Here is a 786-nt window from a genome sequence, read left to right on the forward strand (position 1 = left end):
CGCAGGTGTTCAGATGTGGCTTAAGCAGCTGTACGAGCCGCAGCAGGCTGATTTGTCTGTGTTCATGGCGCATCTGGAAGAGCAGCCTGATCAATTCCATTATGCACCGGGCCAGTCCGGGTTCCTCCCCGAGGCGCCAGCGCCCGTGCGCCAGGCATTTGCCCGCCGCAATACGCCGGAATTTCAGGGTATTTTAGCCAACTATATCGAAGGCAATGCGCAGCTTAAGGCGCGACTTGAGGCCGCCAATCTGCAGCGGCAGCAGCATGCTGGCCAAAGGCTGGTCCCGCCGGGCGCGCAAAAGGCGCCGTTGGCTGACACCAATGCGGCAAGGCCGGGCATGGCGCCTGATAGTCGCGCCGGGTTGGCCGCCGATCAGGCGAAGCAGACTTCCGAACCTGCTGCTCCCCAAGGGGGCGACGAGCCAAACGTCAATCTGCGCCAATTCATGGCCGATAGGGGAGGCTTTAGCCGATAGGGCAGGCGCGTCCTTTCCCTCGCAAAGGAAAGTGCGCGTCACAATGCAGAGTAGAAGACCCGGATCGCTGTTCTGGGCGATGCTGCAGTGATCCCGCGCGTGTTGTTCCTTCGCTGGCAAGCGTCGGATCTGCATTTGGGCGCGCTACATGCATTAATTGACACTCTCGTGGTCGGATATTCATTCCTATTACGATTTAGCAGACAAAGTACCATTCTGGATTGGCCTTTGGGCCGATGGGATATTTTGGAAAATACCTCATTGGTCATCTCAAATGACAATCGAGAAGGCATTTCTATGAAAAAGGA

2 protein-coding genes are annotated in these 786 nt (G+C 57.0%); both read left to right on the forward strand.

The genetic code is table 11. The features are described 5' to 3' along the window. Window positions 1–478, forward strand: a 478-nt coding sequence (locus tag EOE18_RS18570) for a hypothetical protein (protein ID WP_164852818.1), incomplete at its 5' end; no start/stop codon positions are given. A gap of 87 nt (window positions 479–565) precedes the next feature. Beyond that, window positions 566–786, forward strand: a 221-nt coding sequence (locus EOE18_RS18720) for a hypothetical protein (RefSeq protein WP_220446053.1), incomplete at its 3' end; no start/stop codon positions are given.

The organism is Novosphingobium umbonatum (genome assembly GCF_004005905.1).
Classification (GTDB): Bacteria; Pseudomonadota; Alphaproteobacteria; order Sphingomonadales; family Sphingomonadaceae; genus Novosphingobium; species Novosphingobium umbonatum.